The organism is Amycolatopsis antarctica, assembly GCF_002262875.1.
In the GTDB taxonomy this organism is placed as follows: domain Bacteria; phylum Actinomycetota; class Actinomycetes; order Mycobacteriales; family Pseudonocardiaceae; genus Amycolatopsis; species Amycolatopsis antarctica.
Genome location: NZ_NKYE01000010.1, coordinates 175,346 through 191,690 on the forward strand (window position 1 = coordinate 175,346; position 16,345 = coordinate 191,690).

General features: G+C 70.6%; 20 protein-coding genes and 1 pseudogene. 5 read left to right on the forward strand and 16 right to left on the reverse strand.

What is annotated here, in order from left to right:
* Window positions 1–103 precede the first annotated feature (103 nt).
* The 8 genes from CFN78_RS17685 to CFN78_RS29205 all read right to left on the reverse strand — a co-directional run bounded on the left by CFN78_RS17685 (window position 104) and on the right by CFN78_RS29205 (window position 5,521).
* Window positions 104–403: a hypothetical protein gene (locus tag CFN78_RS17685; protein WP_094863924.1), complete on the reverse strand. Its 300-nt coding sequence runs from the start codon at window positions 401–403 to the stop codon at window positions 104–106.
* Between the two features lie 271 nt (window positions 404–674).
* Window positions 675–1,691, reverse strand: a complete 1,017-nt coding sequence (locus CFN78_RS17690; RefSeq protein WP_094863925.1) for a cation diffusion facilitator family transporter — start codon at window positions 1,689–1,691, stop codon at window positions 675–677.
* 197 nt (window positions 1,692–1,888) lie between these two features.
* Entirely contained in the window at window positions 1,889–2,203 is a 315-nt protein-coding gene (locus CFN78_RS17695) for a hypothetical protein (protein WP_094863926.1), read from the reverse strand.
* A gap of 148 nt (window positions 2,204–2,351) precedes the next feature.
* Complete coding sequence (locus CFN78_RS17700) at window positions 2,352–3,494, reverse strand: methyltransferase domain-containing protein (protein WP_094863927.1); 1,143 nt, start codon at window positions 3,492–3,494, stop codon at window positions 2,352–2,354.
* A complete protein-coding gene (gene tgmB, locus CFN78_RS17705; protein WP_094863928.1) occupies window positions 3,491–4,444 on the reverse strand; it encodes an ATP-grasp ribosomal peptide maturase in 954 nt (317 codons plus the stop codon). The genes CFN78_RS17700 and tgmB overlap by 4 nt, the downstream gene beginning before the upstream one ends.
* Window positions 4,444–4,764, reverse strand: a complete 321-nt coding sequence (gene tgmA / locus CFN78_RS29195) for a putative ATP-grasp-modified RiPP (protein ID WP_165777595.1) — start codon at window positions 4,762–4,764, stop codon at window positions 4,444–4,446. Before tgmA ends, tgmB begins: the two co-directional genes overlap by 1 nt.
* The gene (locus CFN78_RS29200; RefSeq protein ID WP_165777596.1) at window positions 4,764–5,126 is read right to left on the reverse strand and encodes a hypothetical protein; all 363 of its coding nucleotides are present in this window, start codon (window positions 5,124–5,126) and stop codon (window positions 4,764–4,766) included. Before CFN78_RS29200 ends, tgmA begins: the two co-directional genes overlap by 1 nt.
* Window positions 5,123–5,521 carry a hypothetical protein gene (locus CFN78_RS29205; RefSeq protein ID WP_165777597.1) on the reverse strand — a complete coding sequence of 133 codons (399 nt, stop codon included), beginning with the start codon at window positions 5,519–5,521 and terminating at the stop codon, window positions 5,123–5,125. Before CFN78_RS29205 ends, CFN78_RS29200 begins: the two co-directional genes overlap by 4 nt.
* Window positions 5,522–5,637: 116 nt before the next feature.
* Here CFN78_RS29205 and CFN78_RS17715 point away from each other — a divergent pair, with 116 nt between their 5' ends.
* Both CFN78_RS17715 and CFN78_RS17720 read left to right on the forward strand, forming a co-directional pair.
* Complete coding sequence (locus CFN78_RS17715) at window positions 5,638–6,465, forward strand: helix-turn-helix domain-containing protein (protein WP_094864005.1); 828 nt, start codon at window positions 5,638–5,640, stop codon at window positions 6,463–6,465.
* 10 nt (window positions 6,466–6,475) lie between these two features.
* Window positions 6,476–6,673: a DUF397 domain-containing protein gene (locus CFN78_RS17720; protein WP_094863930.1), complete on the forward strand. Its 198-nt coding sequence runs from the start codon at window positions 6,476–6,478 to the stop codon at window positions 6,671–6,673.
* Between the two features lie 28 nt (window positions 6,674–6,701).
* On the opposite strand, the gene CFN78_RS17725 is transcribed toward CFN78_RS17720, so the two are convergent.
* Both CFN78_RS17725 and CFN78_RS17730 read right to left on the reverse strand, forming a co-directional pair.
* A complete protein-coding gene (locus tag CFN78_RS17725; RefSeq protein WP_094863931.1) occupies window positions 6,702–7,271 on the reverse strand; it encodes a GNAT family N-acetyltransferase in 570 nt (189 codons plus the stop codon).
* A gap of 124 nt (window positions 7,272–7,395) precedes the next feature.
* Window positions 7,396–7,605 carry a TOBE domain-containing protein gene (locus tag CFN78_RS17730; protein WP_094863932.1) on the reverse strand — a complete coding sequence of 70 codons (210 nt, stop codon included), beginning with the start codon at window positions 7,603–7,605 and terminating at the stop codon, window positions 7,396–7,398.
* A gap of 344 nt (window positions 7,606–7,949) precedes the next feature.
* Here CFN78_RS17730 and CFN78_RS17735 point away from each other — a divergent pair, with 344 nt between their 5' ends.
* Window positions 7,950–8,441 carry a molybdopterin-binding protein gene (locus tag CFN78_RS17735; protein ID WP_240519519.1) on the forward strand — a complete coding sequence of 164 codons (492 nt, stop codon included), beginning with the start codon at window positions 7,950–7,952 and terminating at the stop codon, window positions 8,439–8,441.
* A gap of 7 nt (window positions 8,442–8,448) precedes the next feature.
* On the opposite strand, the gene CFN78_RS17740 is transcribed toward CFN78_RS17735, so the two are convergent.
* Window positions 8,449–8,886 (reverse strand): GbsR/MarR family transcriptional regulator, encoded by a 438-nt coding sequence (locus CFN78_RS17740; RefSeq protein WP_094863933.1) that lies wholly within the window; start codon window positions 8,884–8,886, stop codon window positions 8,449–8,451.
* A complete protein-coding gene (locus CFN78_RS17745; RefSeq protein ID WP_094863934.1) occupies window positions 8,883–9,692 on the reverse strand; it encodes an alpha/beta fold hydrolase in 810 nt (269 codons plus the stop codon). Before CFN78_RS17745 ends, CFN78_RS17740 begins: the two co-directional genes overlap by 4 nt.
* A gap of 342 nt (window positions 9,693–10,034) precedes the next feature.
* On the opposite strand from CFN78_RS17745, the pseudogene CFN78_RS17750 reads away from it, so the two are divergent.
* Together CFN78_RS17750 and CFN78_RS17755 are read left to right on the forward strand one after the other, a co-directional pair.
* Window positions 10,035–11,852: pseudogene (locus tag CFN78_RS17750) on the forward strand (flavin-containing monooxygenase).
* A gap of 163 nt (window positions 11,853–12,015) precedes the next feature.
* A complete protein-coding gene (locus tag CFN78_RS17755; protein WP_094864007.1) occupies window positions 12,016–12,888 on the forward strand; it encodes a M23 family metallopeptidase in 873 nt (290 codons plus the stop codon).
* A gap of 287 nt (window positions 12,889–13,175) precedes the next feature.
* Here the strand turns inward: CFN78_RS17755 and CFN78_RS17760 are convergent, their stop codons facing one another.
* The 4 genes from CFN78_RS17760 to CFN78_RS17775 form a co-directional block, all read right to left on the reverse strand.
* On the reverse strand, window positions 13,176–13,742 hold the full coding sequence (locus tag CFN78_RS17760; protein WP_094863935.1) for a hypothetical protein: 567 nt from the start codon (window positions 13,740–13,742) through the stop codon (window positions 13,176–13,178).
* The gene (locus CFN78_RS17765) at window positions 13,723–15,582 is read right to left on the reverse strand and encodes an alpha/beta fold hydrolase (protein ID WP_094863936.1); all 1,860 of its coding nucleotides are present in this window, start codon (window positions 15,580–15,582) and stop codon (window positions 13,723–13,725) included. The genes CFN78_RS17760 and CFN78_RS17765 overlap by 20 nt, the downstream gene beginning before the upstream one ends.
* A 111-nt stretch (window positions 15,583–15,693) precedes the next feature.
* Window positions 15,694–15,894: a hypothetical protein gene (locus CFN78_RS17770; protein ID WP_094863937.1), complete on the reverse strand. Its 201-nt coding sequence runs from the start codon at window positions 15,892–15,894 to the stop codon at window positions 15,694–15,696.
* A 46-nt stretch (window positions 15,895–15,940) separates the two neighbouring features.
* The gene (locus CFN78_RS17775; protein ID WP_094863938.1) at window positions 15,941–16,132 is read right to left on the reverse strand and encodes a hypothetical protein; all 192 of its coding nucleotides are present in this window, start codon (window positions 16,130–16,132) and stop codon (window positions 15,941–15,943) included.
* Window positions 16,133–16,345 lie beyond the last annotated feature (213 nt).

Sequence of the window (16,345 nt, forward strand, 5' to 3'; positions counted from 1 at the left end):
GATGAGGTCGGGGCGCCGCCAGGGCTCACCGCGCACGTGGTGGGCGGGCATTCGCTGGGTGCCGTGCCGGCCGTGCCGGTCGTGGCACCCGTTCGGCGCAGCGTCAGCGGTGACCCGGATCGAACGGCACCTCGTGACCGTCGGAGATGTCGAAGCAGGCGAAGTCGTACCACCAGCCCTCGTCCTCGCCGTCCTTGCCGTAGCCGGCGCAGTCGTCGGCGTCGGCGAAGCTCGCGACCCCGGACCAGCCGATGTATCCCTGGTCCAGGTACAGCACCCAGACCCCGTCGTCACCGGGCGAGGACTGCGCGATCCCGGTGTCCGCCTGGGCGACGGAGGTGCCCAGGAGCGGAATCGCGATCGCCGCCACCACGGCGGCCGTTCCGGCGAGTATGCGCTTCATCGTTGTCTCCCTTGGGTTGTGCTGCTGTCCCGTGTGGACTTCATGTGGACATCACCGGATTCCCCGGATACCGATCGTCCAGGCGTGGTCGCATTCCGTTACAGGCCAAGGAGTGAGCCTGCCGACGTTCCGTTCCGGAAGGTTTTCCCTGATCGGGCGGCGAAACCAGCGGGGACGGCCGTCACCCTGGCCGGTGACCCACCGACGCCGGTCACGTTCTACCCGTCGTACCAGGGCGAACGAGGCTCGCGTTCGACGAAGAACTCTCAATTCACGGCGTGCGCTCGCCGTACCGGGCGAGCACGGTGGCGCGCAGGTCCGGATCGTTGCGCGGGACTGGCTCGAGGAAAACCTCGGTGACGTCGGAGAACTCCTCGCGCAACCGGGCGGCGAGCCGGACGCAGAGGTGTTCCAGTTCGCCGGACGTGAGCGTGTCGGCGAAATCCACCCTGGCACACACCAGCACCTGATCCGTGCCCATCAGCATGGTCTGCAGGTCCACCACCGCGTCGATCTCCGGAACGGCGTCCAGGGTCCGGCGGACGCCCCGCACGAGCACCGGATCGGCCTGCCTGCCGATGAGCAGCCCCCGGTTGGTGCGCCCCAGCAGGTAGGCCACTCCGGCGAGCAGCACCCCGATCGCGATCGAGGCCAGCCCGTCCCAGACGGAGGAACCGGTGAGCTGGTGCAGGCCGATCCCGGCGAACGCGAGCAGCAGGCCGATCAGCGCCGCGGAGTCCTCGAACAGGACGGTCTTCGGTGCCGGGTCGTCGATCAGCCGCAGGTACGTCCGCATCGACCGGTCCTGGGCCACGGACTCGCGGCGCACCTGGCGCAGCGCCTGCAGCCAGGAGACCGATTCCAGCACGAACGCGATCGCCAGCACCACGTAGCCGACGACCGGGTCGGTCTGCTCCTCGGCCGCACCGAAGACCGTGGAGAAACCCTCGTAGAAGGCGAACATCGCACCGGAGGCGAAGATCGACACCGCCGCGAGCAGGGACCAGAAGTAGCGTTCCTTGCCGTATCCGAAGGGATGTACCCGGTCGGCGGGCCGGCCGGAACGACGCAGCGCGGTCAGCAGCAGGATCTCGGTGAACGTGTCCGCCACCGAGTGCGCGGCCTCGGACAGCATCGCCGCCGAACCGGTGATCAATCCGGCGATCGCCTTCAGCACGGCGATGGCCAGGTTCACGCCACCGGCGAGCAGCACCGTCAGGGTGCTCTCCCCGCCGGATCCGGCCTTGTCTTCCGTGGCACCGCCGTCGCGGTCCGTGTCCTCGGCCATCGGCCGATGATAGGGGCGGAAGGGCGGTACCACCGGGCGCTTCAGCCTGCCGTCCCCGAACGGTGGGCGGGGCCGCGCCCGGAATGTCGCGTTACGCCGGTTTCCTTACGTAGCAAGGTGTCCAGGCTCGCACGATCGAGTCCGTCCGGCCGCGTACGCCGCCACAACCGGTGACGGCGTACGTGCCGTGAACGGGCCTAGATCGGCTTGCAGGGCGTGTCGTGCTCGAGCAGGTAGGTGCCCAGCCGGAACGGTCCGAGCAGATGGAAAACGGTATTGACCCCGGGCGCCAGGCAGACGATGGTGCTGCTGCCCGGCTCACCCTGGATGCTGCTGATCCACGTGATGGTGGCATTGACCGGGCCGGGACGGCAGTTGTTGATCGTCTGCTCGACCCGGGACAGGCCGCAGTCCGCGGCGGTCGTTTCCGGGGCGGCCTGTGCCGTGGCCGGCATGGACAACGCCGCCAGACCTGCCATCGCGGCGACCGCGCCGGTGATCTTCGTCCTCATGGAAATCTCCCTTCGCCGCGGCCGAGGCCGCGAGTTCGCTTTCCGTGATCGAACGTAACCGGCCGCGATGGAACAACCGTCGCGTTCGCATGAAACCGCCGGCCGGGGCACGTTCGCGCCGCCGAACGGAGGAGCCGGCCGGGCGACGTCAGGTGACCGCGCGGGGTGGCAGGGCCCAGCGGTACTTCCCGTCCGGCTCGTCCAGCCAGACGCGGTGGAAACCGTCCGGGGTGACGGTGAGGCCGAGCCGGTCCCAGCCGGGGCTGCCGAGCCTGTGCCAGCCGTCGACGACCGCCTCGATGTGATCCCACAGCCGTACCGGACCACCCTGCCGGACGGCGCGCTCGCCGTCGCTCGCACGGACGGCGACCTCCGCCCAGGAACCGTCGGCGGCGTGCAGGACCATCCACTCCGGACGGTCCTCGTCGCGTCCACTGTGGCCGATACCGGTGATCCGCGGCAGGCGGCAGTGCGCCAGGAACCACGGCACGAGTTCCGCGGTGACCTCGGCGGGCAACCGGGTGGTGCGCCGCGGGCCTTCCGGGCCGTGCGCGACCGGCGGCACGGACGCGGGCGTGCTGGGGTCGCGCATCGCCATGAACCCCGCCCACCGGGGCAGGAACCGGCCCTCGAGCCGATCGCCGTATCGCCGCAGCACCACCAGGTTTCCGGCGCTGACCGACGGTTTGAGGTCGACCAGCACCAGCCCGCCGTCGCGGACTTGACCCGCCCACGCCCAGGGCACGGCGGGCACCGAGCAGGTCGCGATGATCCGGTCGTACGGTGCGCGGTCCGGCAGTCCCCCTGCCCCGTCCGCGACGGCCAGCGTCGGCGCGAGGCCGAGTCCGGCGAGACGGTCACGGGCGGCGGCGACGAAGTCGGTGCCGATGTCGATCGAGGCGACGTGGTCGTCGCCGAGCATCCTGGTCAGCAGGGCAGCGTTGTACCCGGTCCCGGTGCCGATCTCCAGCACCCGGTGCGCCGGTTCCAGCCGCAGCGCCTCGATCATCCGCACCATGAGCCCGGGTTTCGTCGAGGAAGACACCGGGAGGCCGTCGGCCAGCGCGGTCACCAGTGGCTGGTCGCGGTAGACCTCGTCCAGCCAGGCCGGTGATTTCTCGTCGGTGACGGCCCATTCCCCGGTGGGCCGCTGGGTGTGGAAACGGGGGACGAACACGTGCCGCGGCGTCGTCTCCACGGCCTCGCGCAGGACCGGGTCGCGCAGTGTCCCGGACTCGGTGAGCGTGGCGGCGAGCGTGCGGGCGGACCTGCGCCAGTGCACCGGGCTCATCCGATTCCTCTCGCCAGCAACTCGGCCAGCGCGCCGGTGACCGGGAGCCCGGCGGCGTCCTCCAGCCAGCCGTACTGCCCGCCCGGGTTGCATTCCAGGAAGACCCATTCCCCGTCCGGGCGGATGACGAAGTCGAACGCGCCGAACATCAGGCCGCGGTCGACGGCGTAGTCGAGCACCCCGGCGACCACGGACACCGGCGGATCGGTGCGCTCGTAGGTGACGCTGTCGTGGTCGCGCCGCCAGTCGACGTGACTCGCGGCGGACCCGGCCACGATCAGCGCCGCGAACACCCGGTCCCCGACGACGATGACCCGCGACTCGTGCGCTTTCGGTACCCAGCGCTGGAACTGGTGCGCGGTCGTCTCGACGCCCCGCAGATCGACGTTCCCGGATTCGCCGAGCAGAGCCGTCATCGTGCTCCGGCGGGCACCGTCCTCGACGATCGACGGCTGGCCGAAGACCTTCGTCACGGTCTCCCCCGCCGAGGAGAATCGTTGTACCGCAGGACGTTCGTTGGTGACCAGGGTGTCGGGGACGGCGAGCCCGCAGGCCGCGGCGGTGACGAGTTGCACCGGCTTGTAGGCGGCGTCGGCGTTGCGCGAGGGATGGTTCACCCACAGTGCGGGCAACGCCGACAGCACCCCGCCGAGGCCGAGTTTCGCCTCGCCCGCCGACCATTCCCGTTCGGTCGGCGACAGCCCGTCCGGGAACGCGAAGGCACGCGGTCTGCGGTACCAGACCGAGCGCACGCCGGTGAGATCCAGCGTCCGGTCGCCGGTGCGCAGGGTGCCGGTCCAGCGTCCGGCACGCAGTTCGGCGTCGACGGTGAGGTGGCGCGGAAACCAGGCGGTGTCCACCCGGACGACCGGGACGCCGCGCCGCCCGAGCGCGGCCACCACGCGGTCGGCCGAGAAGTCGCGTTCGGACGCGAGGACCAGGACCGTCATCAGTCGTTGATCCAGTCGGTGCTGCTCGGTTCATCCTCACCGTCGACGTGGCCGGTCCGTTCCGCGGTCGGGTCGCCCATCAGTGACAGCTCCACGAGCGGCCGCCCGCGGAGGTCGACGGCGAGCTGCCGGACGGGGTCGTAGGAGTGCGAGGGCAGCCGCCGCGTGGTCCCGCCGCCGCAGGCGCGGCGCAGTCCGAACGGGCGCAGGCCGGCCGGGGCAGGCAGGTCGGCGGGACGCGGCGTGGTGCTGAACCCGTCGAGCGGGAACCGCGCGCTGTGCGAAGCGATCGGGTCGCTCGGGTCGGTCGCTGCTGGCATCACTGCCGTCCTTCCGGTCGGACCGTCCCGCCGGAGCGCGGGAGCGGCGCGGTGGAACCCGGCGGGAACGGGCGGACGGGGAAACCACCCGCCCCCGCCGGGAGTTCTTCGGGGCCGGTCCGTGCCTCCACGACCACGGGCCGCGGCGCGACGATCTGCCGCTCCACGGTCCGGCCGTCGAGTTCGGTGGCACGGGCGAGCAGGTCCTCGGCGACGTCCCGCAGTTCGCAGCCGAGCGCCCGCAGTGCCGGAGCGGGCGGCAGGCCGTGCCGGAACGAGGCGAACATCTCGCCGAGTTCCCTGCCCACAGCCGTGTTCACGCTGGAAAGGCGGGCGAACAGGAGCCGGTCGCGGCGGATCATCCGCCCACCCCCGGCCGCGGTACGTCGACGTATCGCGGGGGTGCGGTGGTGATCGCGGGTTCGGGCGGCGGGCCTGCCGGGTGGACATGGCGGGCAGCCCGGCGGGAGAACAACCGGGCGAACGGCCGAGCCGGCGGCCGGGCACAGTGCCTGCCGAACGCCTGCGTAGGGCGGGTGCGCGGCGCTCGCCTGCCGGTCGCCGCGCACCCGGGGCAGCTCCGGAGACCACCGGCGCACATGGGCGCGACGAGGAAGACGGTCCCGCAGCGCGCCCGGAAGCGTCCCGCTCTCCGGGCGATCCCCAGGTCGTGTTCGGCCTGCCCGACGAGATGTTCGACGCCGTCCAGCGCGGTGAGCCGCAACGAGCGGCGCGGGCGGCGCGTTTCCGTGGTCATGTGGTTACCTCCCGCAGTAACCATAACTCGCACGTGCGGTTTGCAGAAGACATTCGGGATCATCCGATTAGGTGTATGTCTACTTCGTGCGTCTTGTTTCGGGCAGAATGCCGAACATGGGATCGCCTGTTGTCGCCAAGATTCAGCTCGGCCGCCTGATGCGCCGCCTGCGCACGGAGTCCGACCTCACGCGGGAGGACGCCGCGCGCACGATCGACTGCGATATCTCCAAGATCAGTCGCGTCGAGGCGGGCAAGGGCAGCCTGCGCACGCCCGAGGTCGACCTGCTGATCGCGCTGTATCAGCGGGACGATCTGCGCGAGCAGGCCGTCGCGATGGCCAGGGACGCGCGCCGCCGCACCTCCTATCGGGTGCCGGACTGGGCGCGGGACTTCGTCGGCATGGAAGCGGATTCCAAGGAGATCCGCACCTACGAGGCCGAGCTTGTGCCTGGGCTTCTGCAGACTCCCGCCTACACCCGTGCGGTCACGATGGCGGCGAATCCACAGCGGGACGCCGATGAGGTCGACCGGCTGGTCGGCGCTCGCGCGGAACGGCAGGCGAGGCTGACCGGGGACAACCCGCCGCATCTGTTCGCCGTGGTCAACGAGGCCGTGGTGCGCCGGGTGGTGGGCGGCCGCAAAACCATGCAGGACCAGCTCGGCAGGCTGCTGGACCTGGCCGAACTGCCGACCGTGAGCCTGCACGTCCTGCCGTTCACCGCCGGGGCGCACGCCGGAATGGGCACTTCGTTCGTCCTGCTGGCGCTCGAAGAGCCCGCCGGAGTCCGGTTCGTATATCTCGAAGACATCGCATCGGCCGACTACCTCGACGAGGAAATGCACGTGCGCGGGTATAGCCTGGTGTTCGATCGGCTACTCGGCGCTGCCCTCGGCAACGTCGAGACGATCGACCTGATCGAGCAGGCGAGACAAGACATGTAGGAGAGCCGAGATGCCGACCCCAGACTTCACCGGCGCACGGTGGCGCAAGTCCAGCCGCTCCAACGGCAACGGCGGAAACTGCGTCGAAATCGCACACGCGCTAGACACCGTCGGCATCCGCGACAGCAAAACCCCGCACACCGGCCACCTCACCCTCACCCCGGCCACCTGGGCCGCCCTGCGCACCCACATCACCGGACCGGCCTGAACCCCGAGTTCCACCCGGGAGGGCGCGTTCAGCCGAGGTCCGGCCAGGTCTGCTCGTCCCGGGAATCGCCGGCGAGCAGGCCCGCGATCCAGTCGTCCTCCCGCCCGGCCCTGCCCATCGAGCCAAGGCGAACCGTTCCCTCGAAGCGAAAGCCGAGTTTCCGGGCGACGGCGGCCGAGGCGGCGTTACCGGCGAACGCCTGCCAGCCCAGCCGCTGGAGGCCGAGGCCACCGGGAACGGGGCGGAAGGCGAAGTCCACCACGGCACGTCCGGCTTCGACGACGAAGCCCTGCCCCCGCCACTCGGGCGACACCCAGTAGCCGATGGTGGCGGCCCCGTCAGCGATCGCGTCCACACCGATGGATCCTGCGAGTTCCCCGCCGTGCTCCATCACCCAGGTACACCTGGTCCCGGTGGCCCAGCCCGGCTCGGCGAAATCGGTGACGTAGCGCAGAGCGTCCGCGCGTGTGTACGGGACCGGAACCGGAATCCTGCGCTGCAGCACGGGGTCCTGGCAGGCGCGGGTGATCGCGTCCGCGTCGTCGAGACGCGGCGGGCGCAGGAGGAGCCGGTCGGTGGGCAACAGAACGGGACGCATCCACCGACCGTACCGGCGGAACCTCCAGGGACGACACCGAATACTCACCGTCCACTTCGGACACCGCACGGTCCGGTACGCCGGTTTTCCCACAGGTGAAGGGAAACCGGCGTACCGGTTCGTCTCATTCGACGCCGAGCATGACCTCGGTGGACTTCACCAGTGCGGTGGCGGGCATCCCGACGGCGAGCCCGAGGTCCTCGGCGGCTTCCTTCGTGATCGACGCGGTGACCTGCTGGCCGCCATCGAGGTCCAGCGTCACCACGGTCATCACCGAGCCCTCGGTGATGGAGGCGATGGTGCCGGTGAGCTGGTTCCGGGTGGACAGGCGCATTGCGGTGAACTCCTCGTGGATCCGGGCTGGTGTGTTGACCGGCGCAGACTACGGTGCGTGGCGATGTTCCGCCGGACGCACGACGGCCATCCGGACGCGGGCACGGCGGGGAGGAGGTCGTGGCACCGCATCCACCCCGGGAATCCGCCCGGCGCCCGGCGTCTGCCGCCCACGCCCACCGTGTGGCATCGGCGTGTCGCGGACCGGAAACAGCGAACGCGAATCAGGAACAGAACCGACCGATACTTCGCCGGTGCGCATTAAACCGTGTAATACATCCGCATACGCGCATACGCCCTGATTGGCGGCTTACCGCCTCGACTCGTCGAACCTACGCTGGAACGATGGAACCCCCGCCGGTCGCCGAGACGCGAAACCGGGCCGTCCGGGTCCCGCGACCGCGCCACCCGGAGGAGACGGTGGCCGTCACCGGCGACGTCGAAGGCGAACGGACGGTGACGCCGGCGGACCTGCGGTCGCACGCCCACATCTCGTTCACCGTGCAGTACTCGACGACTCACTCGCGGGAACTGCACTCCGTCGAGGGCGTGCCGTTGCACCGGGTCCTCGACGTTCTGGTGCTGCGCCGGGACGAGCGGCGCAAGATGGACCACCTGAGCTTCGCCGTGCTGGCCTGTTCCGCGGACGGCTACCGGGTGCTGTTGTCCTGGGCCGAGGTCTCACCGGAGTTCGGGGCCTGCGCGGCCCTGCTGGCGACCCGGTACAACGGGGAACTTCTGCGGCGGCCGACCCTGGTGCTGCCGAACGACGCCCGCGCGAGCCGCTACGTCCGCGACCTGTCCCGCCTGCACGTCGTCCGGCCGAACGAGGGCTGACCCCTCGCTACCCGTCGCGGCGATGTCGTTCCAGCAGTTGCTCGCCGACGTCGACGTAGGCGGCGAACAGGCCGATGACGTCCTCGAGCCGCTCCGAGGCGGGGCCGCCGGGAACGAGTTCGCGGCCCTGTCCGAGTGCCCGGACGAGCGTGCGCGCCCTGGCATGACTGGCTTCCAGCAGCGTGTCGATGCCCGCGGTCGCCTCGATCAGCAGCCTGCGACTGCCCGGCTGCGGCAACACCCTGGCCAGGCCCCAGGATCCGAGCTGCCGCACGGCCGTGCTCACCGCCGCCTTGCTGATACCGAGTCGCGCGGCGATGTCGTCCAGTGACAGGGCCTGCTCCGAGAGCAGCAGCAGGCCGTAGGTGCGGCCGGTGGCATGCGGCAGGTTCCACGACGCCAGCAGGTCGCCGACGGTGTTGCTGAACTCGCGCTCCCCGCTCATCGGTCCCCCGCCTCCGGCAGGCCGTGCAGGAACGCGGAGAGCACCTCGTTCACCGCGTCCGGCGCGTCCTGGTTGGCGATGTGCCCCGCCCCGGCGATCACGTGCTCGGCCACGCCGTCCGTGGCGGCCCAGCGGGGCATCCGGGCGGCGATGTCGCCGGTGCGGTCGCGTTCGCCGCGGATCAGCAGCAGCGGCACCGGGGTGCGATAGCCCGGGTCCGGACGGAGCAGGGTCGCCGTCGCCCGCCATGCCGCCAGGAACTCCGGTTTGGACAGCAGTGCGAACGCGCGCCGGGCGTCGGCGCGTGCCCCCGGTGTCACGGCGGACGCGTTCGCCAGCACCCGGGGCAGCGATCCGGCCGGGATGAGCGACAGCGCCGGGGACGCGAGACGCAGCAGCAACCGGTCGGTGGCGGAGAGCGGCGCGGCGTTCCAGGCCGAGTCGATGACGACGAGCGCCCTTGCCATGCGGGGCCACCGCCGCACCGCCTCCTGCGCGAGGTTGCCGCCCAGCGACTGCCCGGCCAGCACCGGCCGGTCCAGCCCCAGCCGGTCGATCAGCCCGGCCAGATCGGTGAGCGCCTGTTCGGCGGTGAACGGTTCGGCCGACGGGCGGGAGAGCCCGTGCCCGCGCAGATCCCAGGTCACCACCCGGTGCCCCTGCCGGGCGAGGTGCCGGGCCTGCGCGTCGAACATGAGGTGGTCGGCACCGGCCCCGTGCAGGAACACGACCGGCGCCGAATCCCCGGGGTGGTCCCAGAAGCGGATGTCGCATCCGGGTGCGGACCACAGGCCTTGATTCAGCATGTTCTGAATATAGCGAAACACCCTGTGGGTGACCGCCGATCGACCACAACGGTTGCAACCTCTTGCAACCGTTGTGCCGGGCCCGGCCACCGGCACAGGCTGTGCTGGCGGACCAGAACCCCGACGACGAAGTCAGGTGACGATGCCCGGTGACCAGCCCCGCCGCCCCGGCCCGGAACCCCCACGGCCCGTCCGCCTCTGGCGAGCGAGACGCCGCACGCACAGCCGCCACGAAGGTCCACCGCGCCGGATCGAACGGCGAGAGGTGCGCGGAACCCGTGCGCACCTCCGGAAGCCGCGCACGCACGCAACCACACCACCGACGAGAACTGGAGTCGCCCGATGACCGCAAACCTGGTGGACACCGAGGCCGCCACGACCGTGCGCGACTGGCTGTCCGATTTCGAGACGGCCGCCGCGGCCGGTGACGCCGACGCGACCGCGAACCTGTTCGCCGAGGACAGCTACTGGCGTGACCTGATCGCGTTCACCTGGAACATCTTCACCGCCGAGGGGCGATCCGGCATCCACGAGATGCTCACCGCCACCCTGGACCGGGTGCGCCCGCACGGGCTCCGGATCGCCGGGGACCTTGGCGAGGCGACCGAGAGCGAAGGCGTGACCGAAAGCTGGATCGCCTTCGAGACCTCGGTCGGCCGCTGCGTCGGCCACCTGCGGATCCGGGACGGCAAGGCGTGGACCTTGCTCACCACCATGCACGAGCTGATCGGGCACGAGGAACCGGCCAACCACCGGCGCGCCAAGGGCGCCGAGCACGGCGCCGATCCGAACCGGAAGTCCTGGCTGGAACAGCGGCAGGCCGAGGCGGAGGACCTCGGTCACGGCACGCAGCCGGACACGGTGATCGTCGGCGGTGGCCAGGGCGGCATCGCGCTGGCCGCGCGGCTGCGCCAGCTCGGCGTGCCGACCATCGTCGTCGAACGCAATCCGCGCGCGGGCGACTCCTGGCGCAACCGCTACAAGTCGCTGTGCCTGCACGACCCGGTCTGGTACGACCACCTGCCCTACATCGACTTCCCGAAGAACTGGCCCGTCTTCGCGCCGAAGGACAAGATCGGCGACTGGCTGGAGATGTACACGAAGGTCATGGAGATCAACTACTGGGGGTCCACCGAGTGCCGCGGTGCCCGCTACGACGAGGCGGCACGGGAATGACGGGTCGTCGTCGAACGCGACGGAACCGAGATCACCCTGCGCCCCAGGCAACTCGTGCTCGCCACCGGCATGTCCGGCAAGCCCAGCCTGCCCGCGTTCGAGGGCGCCGAGGTGTTCACCGGCGACCAGCACCACTCCTCGCAGCACCCCGGCCCGGACGCCTACCGTGGCAAGCACGCCGTGGTGATCGGCTCCAACAACTCCGCGCACGACATTTGCGCCGCGTTGTGGGAGAACGGCGCCGACGTGACGATGGTGCAGCGCTCGTCGACGCACATCGTGAAGTCGGACTCGCTGATGACGATCGCGCTCGGCGACCTCTACTCGGAGGAGGCCGTCGAGGCGGGAATGACCACGCAGAAGGCCGACCTCACGTTCGCCTCGCTGCCGTACCGGATCATGCACCAGTTCCAGATCCCGGTGTACGACGAGATCCGCAAGCGGGACGCCGAGTTCTACGACCGGCTCGAACGTGCCGGGTTCCTGCTCGACTACGGCGATGACGAGTCCGGCCTGTTCCTGAAGTACCTGCGGCGGGGCTCCGGCTACTACATCGACGTTGGCGCCTCCGAACTCGTCGCGTCCGGCGACATCAAGCTCCAGTCCGGGGTGGACGTCGAACGGCTGACCGAGAACGGTGTCGTGCTCTCCAACGGTGTCGAACTGCCCGCGGACCTCGTCGTGTACGCGACCGGGTTCGGCTCCATGAACGGCTGGGCGGCCGACCTGATCTCACAGGAGGTCGCCGACAAGGTCGGCAAGGTGTGGGGGCTCGGTTCGGCCACCACCAAGGATCCCGGCCCGTGGGAGGGCGAGCAGCGCAACATGTGGAAGCCCACCCAGCAGGAGGCGCTGTGGTTCCACGGCGGGAACCTGCACCAGTCCCGGCACTACTCGCTGTACCTGGCATTGCAGCTCAAGGCTCGGTACGAGGGGATCGACACGCCCGTCCACGGCGTGCAGAAGGTCCACCACCTGAGTTGACCGGCGCCGGGGGCGCCGCCGGTGACGGCGCCCCCGGTCAGGTGCCGCGCGGCGGCCGCCGGAGCGCGCCACACGCACAGTTGATCCACCCACCGGGCGATGGGACAGTGCCCACGTGCCGGTCGACGGCCGGTGCGGTGACGGCGATGGTGAAGGCGGTTCGATGACGGCGACGCAGACCCAGCGGCCTCCGGCGTGGTTCGTGTGCGCGTCCCGGATACGCGGGGCGGGGCTCGCGATCGGCCTGACGCTGCTGGCGGTGAGCGTGCTCGGCTCCGTGCTGCTGCCCCGCGACGTCCTGCCCGCCGCGGCCGTCGCCACCGGCACCACCACCGGCGTGGCGCTGCTCGTCGCCGGGATGGTCCTGACCCTGCTGCCCTACCGGCCGACGATCGCACCGCGTCCGGTCCGGGTGCCGGCGACCGGCCGGTGGCTGGCGGCGAACAGTCCGGAGTCCGGCGTGCCCAGCCACGGCACACACAGCCTCGGCCAGTCCTTCGCGATCGACCTGGTGTACGCGCCGGAGGACGGCAGCAGGCCGGAATTCGGCTCCGGGCCTGCGTTCCGCGATCCGGGCGACTATCCCGCGTTCGGCAGGCCGCTGCTCGCGCCGTGCGCGGGCACGGTGGTCCGCACCCACGACTCCGCACGCGATCACCGGGCCCGCTCCGGGAACGCCGCCGTCGCCTACATGATGGTCGAGGGGATGGTCCGGGAACTGCTCGGAACCCGGCGTGTGGTCGGCAACCACGTGCTGCTCGACGTCGGCGACGGCGTCTACGCGGTGCTGGCCCACCTGCGCCGTGGATCGGTTGCCGTGCGCGCGGGCGACCGGGTCGAGGCGGGGCAGGTACTCGGCGAGTGCGGCAACTCGGGCAACTCCAGCGAACCGCACCTGCACTTCCACCTGATGGATTCGCCGCACACCTGGCTGAGCGCGGGCCTGCCGTTCGTGTTCACCGACGTCTCCATCGACGGCGGTGAACTCCGCGACGGCATACCGGCCACGGACTCGACGATGACCGGCACCCCGTAAGGCTTACCGAAGCTGGGCGGCCCGTTCAGCCCACGAGCAGGCCCGGCTCAACCCGCCACCCAGTTCCAGGCAACCCGTCCCACACCGTCCCGGATCCCCGCAATATGTCGACGTATTGCGCTGGGAGCCAGCGCAATACGTCGACATAAGGCGATTCACGTTCCGGGAGAAGAGGGGTGCGCCCCTTCGCCGGAGAGGGAATCGCGTCGTGGGCGGTTCCACAAGGCAAGGAAACGGGGATCGCCCAGCGTCTTGGGGAGTGGGGTGACCGGAGAGGACCCGCCGGGTCAGTCCTCGGCGGCCAGCGGGACGAACGGCGACACCAGCAGGTAGTCGGGATCGAGGTCCTGCTCGTGTCCGGTGTGCCGGGCGATGAGGAACTGGAAGCCCCTCGGCGCCGGGCCCGCCCGGTGCCGTTCGCGCACCGTCACGTCGACGAAGTCGCGCAGCAGAGCGAACGAGGGCGAACGGGTGATGTCCAGGCCCGGAGTGCCGAGGTGCACCAGGAGTTCGTTGCACAGATCGAACAACGCCTTCTCCCGCCGTCTCCCCGGGAACCACACCGTCTGCACGGCGGCACGCGGGGCGATCGTGGTCGTCTCCTCCCACGGCCCCTGGAACCCGTCGGCACTCTGCACGCGGTGCAGCAGGTGGAAGTCGTGCCGGGCGGGCTCCGGCGCGAAGAACCGCCAGTTGGCCACGATCAGCCCGGTCGGGTCGAACTCGCGCATGCGGTCGAAGATCCGCTGCGGGTGCTGGCTGGCGGCGGTGGCGCCGAACCACCCGGCGAGACCGGCGAGTACCGCCAGCTCCGTCAGGCCACGGCGGCGTTTCTCAGCTCGCAGCGTCGACATCGCGGCTTCCCTCCTGATCGTCGGACAGACCCCGCAGGAAGTCCGCCATCAGTCCCACCACGCGGGTGGCGGCGTCCTGGTCGGTCAGGATCTGATCGTGGTCCACTCCGGACACCACGTGCCGGACGGACTCGGTGGCGTTCGCGGCGAGCTCGTCGTGCAGCTCGCACTGCACCGGGTCGGTGTCGGCCGTGCGCCCGGCGGTGAGCACGAGTGCGGGCACCGGACACGACGGGAGGGTGCCGTCGAACTCGTCGAAGTCGGCCAGCGTGGCGCGCCACTCCCGGCGGCCCGCCGTCCACAACTGCGCGTCCCGATACTGCGCCAGCGCCAGTTCCCGGACCTGTTCGGGCATGCGGTCGACCCACTCCGGCTGCTTCAGCAGCAGACCGAGCCCGAGGTGCAGCGAGCGGGGCATGAGCTGCAGGGTGCTCGTCAGTGTCTCGCTGCCCTGCCGCTGACGGTCCGAGCGGTTCAGCTCGCCCGGGTGACTGGAGTCGAGCAGCGCGAGGCCGGTGACCGTGCCGGCGAGCCGTTCCACCGCGCGCAGCGCGAGATAACCCCCGAGGCTGTGCCCGACCAGTACCACCGGCCGGGAGCCCGCGACGTGCCGTACGAGAGCGACCAGATCGTCGATGGTGGTGCCGAGGGTGTCCTCGTCCACGTCGTGGCGGACGCTGCGGCCGTACCCGGCACGCTGGTAGGTGACCGTGTCGTACCGGTCGCCGAGGCCGCGGACGATCCATTCCCAGTGCTCGGCCGTGGCGGCGAGTCCGTTGCAGTGCACCAGCAACGGTGCGTCCCCGCCCGCGGAGGCCTCCGTGCGCCGCAGGGACAGCACGTTGCCCGAGGGCGCGGTGAACCGCTCCTCGCCCGGGCGGCCGGCGAGCACCACGGCGCGGGTCCGGCTGCGGGCGACCTGACCGGCGCCGAGGAAACCGGCGGCGAGAGCACCGCAGACGGCCGGGAGGACGTCGTCCCGCCGCGGCCCGGACACCTGCCGGGGGCCGGTCACGTACAGCACAGCGGGGTGCATCGCGAGGAACGCCCAGAAGAACCGGCCCAGCGCCATGAACCGGGCGTTCGCGAGATGGAAGGAGGCCGCCGAGGCGACGAACGCCGGGGTGAGCCTGCCGCGCCCGAGGAACACCGCCGGGAAGGAGCACTCCAGGGCGAGCACGCCCGTGCCCAGCACCTTGGCGACCCGCGGGTACCTGCGCAGAAGAGTCCACAATGTACGGTCGCCGTAGGTCAGGGTGCGCATGACGCCGGTGACCGCCTCGCCGGTACGCCAGGTCGAACTGGCGACCTTCACCCAGCCGGACACGGCGTAGGACAGCACCGACTGGAGCGCGACGAACCAGAGGCAGGCGTCCACGATCCGCGAGTTGCGCCCGCCCGCACGGGAGATCGTGACGACCGCCTGGCAGAGGAACGAGACCTGGTCGGAACCGTCGGTACCGTAGTGATGGCGCGGATAGAGCGAGAGCGTGGACGCGGTGATCACGCCGTCGGCCGCGAGGCGAGCCTTCGCGGGCAGCGGCAGCTGCAGGGAGGCCGCGGCGAGGGCACGCGCGCCGTGCAGTCGTCGCGTGTTGCCGGGTTCCGCGGCCAGGTCGAACACCTTGGCCAGTCGCGGCGAACGGGCATGGAAGGTCCGTTTCGCGATCCGCCAGTTGTTGAAGCCGCCGTGCCGCCTGTCCCGTTCGGTGGCGAGGTATTCCAGGCTGGCCACCAGGTGGGTGATCGCACTCAGCCGCTCCACCATCGTCGTCGCCCGGGAGCGGTCCATCCGTACCGGCGTCGTCACCACTTTCACGAGCTTCGAGATCCGTCGCACCGAACTCGCCTTCCTCACTCCACCTCGACCGGACAATGTGGACCGGACAGCATCGGACGATCACCGGCCGCGGTGGGGAGACCCGACCGGGATCCCCCCACCTGGCACGACTCAGCCGCCGATGGCGTTGCCCGCGACGTAACCGGCACCGAAGGTGCCAGCCACGGCGGCGGCACCGGCAAGGCCGGCACCGAACGCGGCCGGGGTGGCGAGGACCGGGGTCAGCGCCCCGACGTGCTGCGGCTCCGTCGCCAGCAGCGGGGTGCGGGCGAGCTCACGGTCGGCGTTGACCTTGTCAGCCAGGTTGGACATGGGTTTCTCCAGTCGCTAGTTGGGGGGAGACGAGGTTGGGGCGTGATCAGCCGTAGGCGTAGCCGATGCCGAAGCCGGCACCGAAGGCCGCGGCACCGAGGGTGGCGCCTGCTGCGACAGCCGCGGGCGTGGCCATGCACGGGGTCGCCGCCGACATGTCACGCACGTCGACCGCCAGTTCGAGTTCACCGAACATGTCTTCGGACACCGCGTTGGTGTAGGACACGAGCTTGTCCATCGATACAGACCCTTCGCTAGTCGAATAAGACTTCGCTGCAGTCGTGTCCGCCGGCTGGGCCGAGGGAGCACGTCATCATCCTTGGTTCGCCGCGCACGGTGGGCTACTGGACAGATGTGAAATCCTCTCCGCATCCGATGCGCACAATGGTGAAACCGACCACCGGCACACACCGAGCCGTGCGCGAAATGCCGGGCCGGTGCCCACACAACC